This is a genomic window from Streptomyces sp. NPDC055078 (assembly GCF_053607985.1).
On record NZ_JBSGUP010000028.1, the window covers coordinates 23,222 to 30,467 of the forward strand.

6 protein-coding genes are annotated in these 7,246 nt (G+C 70.2%); all 6 read left to right on the plus strand.

The features are described from left to right. The first annotated feature begins 110 nt into the window (after window positions 1-110). Window positions 111-875: a DeoR/GlpR family DNA-binding transcription regulator gene (locus tag ACWF94_RS04635; protein ID WP_453484643.1), complete on the plus strand. Its 765-nt coding sequence runs from the start codon at window positions 111-113 to the stop codon at window positions 873-875. Window positions 876-1,052: 177 nt separating this feature from the next. Beyond that, window positions 1,053-2,351: an amidohydrolase family protein gene (locus ACWF94_RS04640; protein ID WP_453484645.1), complete on the plus strand. Its 1,299-nt coding sequence runs from the start codon at window positions 1,053-1,055 to the stop codon at window positions 2,349-2,351. A gap of 72 nt (window positions 2,352-2,423) precedes the next feature. Then, the gene (locus tag ACWF94_RS04645) at window positions 2,424-3,245 is read left to right on the plus strand and encodes a phosphorylase family protein (RefSeq protein ID WP_453484647.1); all 822 of its coding nucleotides are present in this window, start codon (window positions 2,424-2,426) and stop codon (window positions 3,243-3,245) included. A 192-nt stretch (window positions 3,246-3,437) separates the two neighbouring features. Then, window positions 3,438-4,910, plus strand: coding sequence for a rhamnulokinase (locus tag ACWF94_RS04650; RefSeq protein ID WP_453484649.1), 1,473 nt, complete (start codon window positions 3,438-3,440; stop codon window positions 4,908-4,910). 130 nt (window positions 4,911-5,040) lie between these two features. Further along, window positions 5,041-5,790, plus strand: a complete 750-nt coding sequence (locus ACWF94_RS04655; protein WP_453484651.1) for a class II aldolase/adducin family protein — start codon at window positions 5,041-5,043, stop codon at window positions 5,788-5,790. 77 nt (window positions 5,791-5,867) lie between these two features. Beyond that, window positions 5,868-7,246, plus strand: a 1,379-nt coding sequence (gene rhaD, locus ACWF94_RS04660; RefSeq protein WP_453484653.1) for a bifunctional rhamnulose-1-phosphate aldolase/short-chain dehydrogenase, incomplete at its 3' end; no start/stop codon positions are given.

The window sequence follows — 7,246 nt, forward strand, 5'->3', positions numbered from 1 at the left end:
TTCCAGGCAGGACAGAGCGGACGAATTGGATGTGAACTTTACAGCAATGCACATTGGCTGGGAAGGGTCCGTGTAGAGTCGAGTGAAGTGACATCACGGAAGGACACTCGGTGGCAATCGACGGAACGGTCGCGGGCGAACAGCGGCGCACGGACCTGCTGGCCACCCTCAAGGAGGTGGGCGAGGTACGTCTCCAGGAGGTCGCCGACCGGTGGGACGTGCACCCCATGACGATCCGCCGTGACCTCGGCGCGCTGGAGCGCCAGGGGCTGGTGCGCAGGGTGCGCGGCGGCGCGGTGTACGTGGGTCCCGAGGGCTTCGACAGCCGGCGCGGACGCAGCTCCGCAGGGAAGAGGTCCATGGCGGACAAACTGCGCGCCCTCCTGCCCGAGCGCGGTTCACTGGGCCTCGACGCGTCCTCGACGGTGTACGAGTTCGCGGCGTCCCTGGACGCGGGTGCGACATCGGGCCTGACGGTGCTGACCCATGGTGTCGAGACGTATATGACCCTGCGCGGCAGGGGCTGCGAGGCGCTGTACCTGACAGGGGGCCTGCACGACTCCCGCACCGGAAGCCTGGTCGGGCCGCTGGCCCGGGGGTTCGCCGCAGAGTTCTCGCTCGATCTGTGTTTCGTGTCGACCACCGCGCTGGACGAGGGCCGCGGCAGTTCGGAGCCGACCGCCGAGGAGGCCGAGATGAAGCGGGCGATCGCCTCGGCATCGAAGACCGTCGTCCTCGTGTCGGACTCGACCAAGCTCGGCAGGCAGTCGATCTTCCAGTCGCTGAACTGGGACTCCGTCGACCTGCTGGTCACGGAGCTGAAGCCGGCCGACCATCGTCTGGACGCGTACCGCGACCTGGTGGAGATCAGGTAGCCACCGGCTCCGCCGCCCGCGTCCCTCCCTCTTCCGCTCCTCCCGCTCCCTCCCCTTCCTCCCCTTCCCCGCAACCGTCCCGGGCTGTCCGGGTCACCCTGGTCGTGTCTGTTGTCGGCATGACCGATGTTCGATACTGTGAATAAGCGCAATATCGAACCTTCCTGGGAGGATGCCTTGTCAGAACGACCCGACCGCGTCGACCTGCTCATCCGGCACGGCCATGTCCTGCCGATGGACACGCCTGAGGGGACATCAGGGGCGAACGGGAAGGGGACGGACACCGGCTTTCCCGACGGTGTCGTGGCGGTACGGGACGGGCGGGTGGAGTTCGTCGGTGACGACAGCCTGGCGGAAGAGGTGTCGGCGGCCGAGACCGTCGACGCGCACGGCTGCGCCGTACTCCCGGGGTTCGTCAACGCGCACACTCATCTGCCGATGACCCTGTTCCGGGGCCTCGGGGACGAGCTGGACCTCGACCGGTTCGTCGCCGTCACGACCGCGGAGGAGGCACGGACCCTGACGCCCCGGACTGTCGAACTGGGCACGGCCAAGGCCGCGGAGGAGTCCTTGTTGGCCGGCACGGTCGCGGCCCTGGACATGTACTGGTTCCCCGGACATGTGCGGTCGGCGGCCCGGGCCCTGGGGCTGCGGGTCGTCAACGGCCCCACGTTCGCCGGGTTCCCCACCGCGGACGGCAAGTCGTTCGCCGAGCGGATCGACGAAGCCGAGGCCGAGCTGTCCGGCTGTCCGCCGGGCTCCCCCGACGCCCCCGTGGTGATGCCGCACAGCACCTACGCCCTGGACCCCGGTCAGCTCAGGACCGTCGCCGCCCTCGCCGAACGGCACCGGGCCCGGGTGCACACCCACGCGAGCGAGAGCCGTCAGGAGGTGGCCGGGGTCAGATCGCGGCACGGAGTCTCGCCCATTCGGCTGCTGCACGACGTCGGCCTGCTCCACGAGCGCACCGTCGTCGCGCACGCCGTCCACCTGGACACGGCGGACATCGGTCTGCTGGCCTCCTCGGGGGCCGCGGTGGCGCACTGCCCGTGGTCCAACCTCAAGCTCGGCGCCGGTGTCGCGCCGGTGACGGCGCTGCGCGCGGCCGGCGTCCGGGTGGCGCTGGGGACGGACGGCGCGGTCAGCAGCAACAGCCTCGACATGTGGTCGGTGGTCCGGCTGGCCGCGAGCCTGCACAAGGGCAGGGAGGAAGACCCCACCGCCGTTACCGCGCGCGAGGCCCTGGAGATGGCGACCGTCGCGGGCGGCGTGGCGCTCGGCCTGCCCGGTGTGCTGGGCGCCATCCGCGCGGGCGCTCCGGCGACGCTTCAGGTGGTCGACATCGACCGGGTGCACCACTTCGGCCAGGGGTCGATCTGGTCGAGGCTCGCCTACAGCGTCACGGCGTCCGACGTCCGGCATGTGCTGGTCGACGGTGCCCCGCGGGTACGCGACCACCGGCTCGTCCGGCCGTAGCCGTCCCCGCGCACCCACCCGGCACGCCACCCCCGTACCGCGTCAACCCGACAGAGATGGAAGTGAACCAGAATGCCGATCACCTACCCCGCCGCCATGCGTACGGCCGCCGACGCGGCCGATCGTCTGCGCGCCCTCTGCGGTGTCGACGGCTTCGACGCCTGTGTGGTACTCGGAACCGGATGGGCGGACACCACCTCGGCGATGGGCGACCTGACCACCGACATCGACACCCTGGAGCTGCGCGGCTTCCACGAACTCGTGTGCCCCGGGCACTCCAGCAGGGTGCACCACATCCGCCGCGGCGAGGCCGACATCCTGGCGTTCCTCGGCAGGACGCATGTCTACGAGGGGCACGGCGTCGACGCCGTCGCGCACCGGGTCCGTGTGGCGAAACAGGCCGGCTGCCGCTCGGCGATCATCACCAACTCCGCCGGGTCGATCGACCCGGCCCTGCGGATCGGCCAGTTGGGGCTGATCGCCGACCAGCTCAACATGACGGGCCTGACGCCGCTGCAAGGAGCCCAGTTCGTCGATGTGTCCGATCTGTTCTCGGCGCGGGCCAGGGCCCTCGCCCGCACCCTCCGTGACGACCTGCCGGATCTCACGTACGTCGGACTGACGGGACCGCAGTTCGAGACACCGGCCGAGATCCGGATGCTCCGGGCGGCGGGCGGGCAGATCGTCGGTATGTCCATGGTGCTGGAGACGCTGGCGGCCCATCAGGAAGGGCTGGAGATCGTGGCCCCCACCTTCGTCGGCAACCTCGGCGCCGGGCTGGACAGTGCGGAAGTGGTCGCGACGGAGACCCTGAACGTCGGTGAGGAGCTGAAGCCGGACCTCACCGCGCTCCTCGCGGGTCTGGCGGACCAGGTGGCTCGCGGCAACCTGTAGCGCGCGGCCGTGCGGGCGGAGTCGGCACGGCACGCAAGGGGCGGACGACCTCAGCGGAATGCATCGTTCCCTTGATTAGATTGTTCAATGCTGTTAGATTCACATCAGTCAACATCCTGAGGGTTATGTCACGCGGGACCCGAAGGAGCCCGGGCGGATTCCGGGCCGGCCGGAGCGAGGGGAGTTCTCGGTATGGGCGAATACATCGCCGTGGATCTGGGCGCCACCAGCGGCCGGGTCGTCGCGGCGAGGCTGGCCGGCGGTCGGATCGACCTCAGAGTCGCCCATCGGTTCCCCAACCCCGTCACACACGGCGAGCACGGATGGAGCTGGGACACCGACGGTCTGTTCGCCGGTGCCATGACAGGGGTACGCGCGGCCCTGTCCACCCTCGGCCACCCGGTGAGCGTGGCCGTCGACGGCTGGGGCATCGACTTCGGTCTCATCGACGAGCAGGGTGGTCTGCTCGCCCCGCCGCGTATGTACCGCGACATCCGCGAGTCCGGGCTGAGGGCGGTACGGGACCGGTTCAGCGACGCCGGCCTCTACGGGCTGACGGGAGTTCAGCCCCTGCCGATCAACTCGGTGTTCCAGCTCGCCGCCATGAAGGACGAAGGGCTGCTGGACCGTGCGGCCTCCTTGCTGATGATCCCGGATCTGTTCGTGTACCGGATGACCGGTGACGCCGGCACCGAGTACACCAACGCGACCACGACCCAGCTCATCGACGTACGCGCACGGCGCTGGAGCGACGAGGTGATCGACGCGATCGGCATCCCCCGGCGGATCCTGGCGCCCCTGCGGCAGCCGGGCACCGCGGTGGGACCGCTGAGCGCCCCGGCACGACGGCTGTCCGGCGCGAGCGCCGGACTTGAAGTGGTCAGGGTGGCCTCGCACGACACCTCGTCGGGCATCGCCGCCGTCCCCGCCTCCCAGGAGTCCTTCGGGTACGTCTCCAGCGGTACGTGGTCCCTCGTCGGCGTGGAGACCGCGGAGCCGGTGGTGACGCCCCGGGCCCGGGAACTCGGTTTCAGCAACGAGGGCGGTGCCGGGGGGACCACCTGCCTGCTGAAGACACTGACCGGCCTGTGGCTGCTGGAGGAGTGCCACCGGGCCTGGCGGGACGAGGACGCCTCGACCGGTCTCACCGCGCTGATCGAGGAGGCGGTCGGCGCGGGACCCGCGCGGTCCTTCGTCGACATCCAGCACGAGCTGTTCCTCCGGCCGGAAGGGACCGTCGAGGGCAAGCTCAAGGAATACCTGCGGCTGACCGGCCAGCCACCCCTGACCAGCCGGGCCGAGACCGTCCGGTGCATCCTGGCCAGCCTCGCCATCGGCTACCGGCTGGCCTTCGACGACGCCGAGTCGCTGACGGGGCGCGGTGTGGACATGGTGCATGTCGTCGGCGGAGGGTCGCGCAACCGGCTGCTCTGCCGGCTCACCGCGGACGCCTGCGACCGCCCGGTCTCCGCCGGCCCCGCCGAGGCGTCCAGTGCCGGCAACGCCCTGGTCCAGGCGCTGGTCCACGGCGAGGTACGGGATCTCCAGCACCTGCGTGACATCAGCCGCCGCAGCTTCAGCACCGAGACCAGCCTGCCCCGCGCACAGGGCGAGGACTGGACCCGGGCGGCACACCTCATCCGGTCGCAGCGGGCGGCCGGATGAAGCGGCACACCGGCCGCGAGCGTCCCGGCCGTGCCGTCGCACACACGGTCCCGGCCCGTCCCGGCCGGGACGGCCCACCGACACCCGCTTCCGCACGGACCCAACCACACCACAGACAGGGGACATCCACGTGAACGACGCCGTGAACAGCCTGGTCGACCTCAGCCGGGCGCTGGGCGACCCTCAGCAGGACCTCGCGATCATCGCGGAGGGCAACACATCCCTGCGGATCTCCGACACACACCTGCTCGTGAAGGCGAGCGGACGCAGTCTGCGGTCCGCCACTCCCGACGACTTCGTCAGGATCGAGATCAGCCCGATACTCGCGCTGCTGGACGATCCCGACGCCGACGACGACCGTGTGACCGCCGTCCTGGAGACCGGTGAGAATCCGCTGGGCCTGCGCCCGTCGATCGAGACGATGTTCCACGCCATCGCGATCGCGGAGGGCGGCGCGCGGGCCGTCGGGCACACCCATCCTCCGGCGGTCAACGGAATTCTGTGCTCCGACCGGGCGTCGGCCTTGACCGACGGCTTCCTGTTCCCCGAGCACGTGGGGGTGCTCGGCGGGCAGGCGGCGATGGTTCCGTATGCCGATCCCGGTCTCGGTCTCGCCCGGGAGATCCGTTCGGCCCTCGCGGAGCACCGGAGCACCTACGGTGTCCCGCCGAAGGTCATGTACCTGAAGAACCACGGCATTCTCGCCCTCGGCGCCACGACCGACGAGGTGGTCCAGATCAGCCAGATGGCGGTGAAGGCGGCCCGGGTGCTCGCGATCACGCTGTCGGTGGGCCGCCCCGCCTACATGTCCCCGGACGCGGTTCGGCGTATCGACACCCGTCCCGACGAGCAGTACCGCAGGGACCTCCTGCTCAAGTAGGCCCCGCGGGCAGATCGCGACGGGCCGGATCCCAAAACGCAAGGAAGGGCACGATGGCAGCCAACGTGAACAACGCCATGGACGCGAACAGCACCGGTGGCGCGAGTACCGCCGAGAAGCCGGTGGACGAGCTCCTGTCCCGCTCCCATGCGCTGGGGGCGGACAAGAGGAACACCAACTTCGGCGGCGGGAACACCTCGGCCAAGGGCACGGCCCTCGACCCCGTCACCGACCAGCAGGTCTCCGTGGCATGGGTGAAGGGGTCGGGGGGTGATCTGGCCACGCTGCGGGCGGACGGCCTGACGACGTTCCGCCTCGATCGTTTCCGGGCGCTGGTCGACGTCTACCGTGACGGCGCCACTCCCGAAGAGGAGATGATCCCGCGCTTCCGGCACTGTGTGATGGGCGAGGGGCAGGCCGCGCCGTCGATCGACACCGCGATGCACTGCCTCGTCGAAGCCGGCCATGTGGACCATCTGCACCCCGACGCCGGGATAGCGTTCGCCACGTCGGCGGACGGGCCCAGGCTGACGCGGGAGTGTTTCGGGGACCGTGTCCTGTGGGTCCCGTGGCTCAGGCCGGGGTTCGAGCTGGGTCTGCACATCGCGGCGTTGCAGCGGGACAACCCGCAGGCCGTCGGCGTGATCCTCGGCGGCCACGGCATCACCGCCTGGGGCGGGACATCCGAGGAGTGCCGAACCCGCTCACTGGAGATCATCCGCCGGTGCCAGGAGTTCCTCGACACCCATGGCAGGCCCGACCCCTGGGGCACCGAAGGAGACGGCGCCCCGGTCCTGACGCCTGATCAGCGACGGGCGAAGGCCGCCGCGATACTGCCGGTCCTGCGCGGCCTCGTCTCGGCGGACACCCCTCACCTGGGTCACTTCACCGACCGGCCCGAGGTGCTGGAGTTCCTCAGGGCCGCGGACCTGGATCGCCTGGTGGAGCAGGGTACCTCCTGCCCCGACCACTTCCTGCGGACCAAGGTGAAGCCGCTGCTTCTGCGGCTCGACGACCGCGAGGACACCGAGCAGATGACGGCCCGGTTCGCGCGAGCCTTCACACAGTACGCGAGTGAGTACCGCGCGTACTACGACCGGCATGCCACCGAGTCGGATCCGCCGTTCCGCGGTGGCATGCCCGCGATCGTGCTGGTGCCCGGTGTGGGGATGTTCAGCTTCGGCAAGGACAAGCCCACCGCCCGGGTGGCCGGCGAGTACTACGCCAACGCCATCAACGCGATGCGCGGAGCCGAGAGCGTCTCCCGGTACGAGCCGATCCCCGAGGCGGAGAAGTTCATGGTCGAGTACTGGTGGCTGGAGGAGATGAAGCTGCGCCGGCTGCCCCGGCCGAAGCGGCTCGCGGGCAAGGTCGCCCTGGTGACCGGAGGCGGCTCCGGGATCGGCAGGGCGACCGTGGAACGTCTGGCCGCCGAGGGCGCCTGCGTCATGGTCAC

Bases quoted from the DNA above. Each gene is read 5' to 3' on its own strand.
- ACWF94_RS04645 (WP_453484647.1), top strand. From the start codon at position 2,424: ATGCCGATCACCTACCCCGCCGCCATGCGTACGGCCGCCGACGCGGCC.
- ACWF94_RS04650 (WP_453484649.1), top strand. From the start codon at position 3,438: ATGGGCGAATACATCGCCGTGGATCTGGGCGCCACCAGCGGCCGGGTC.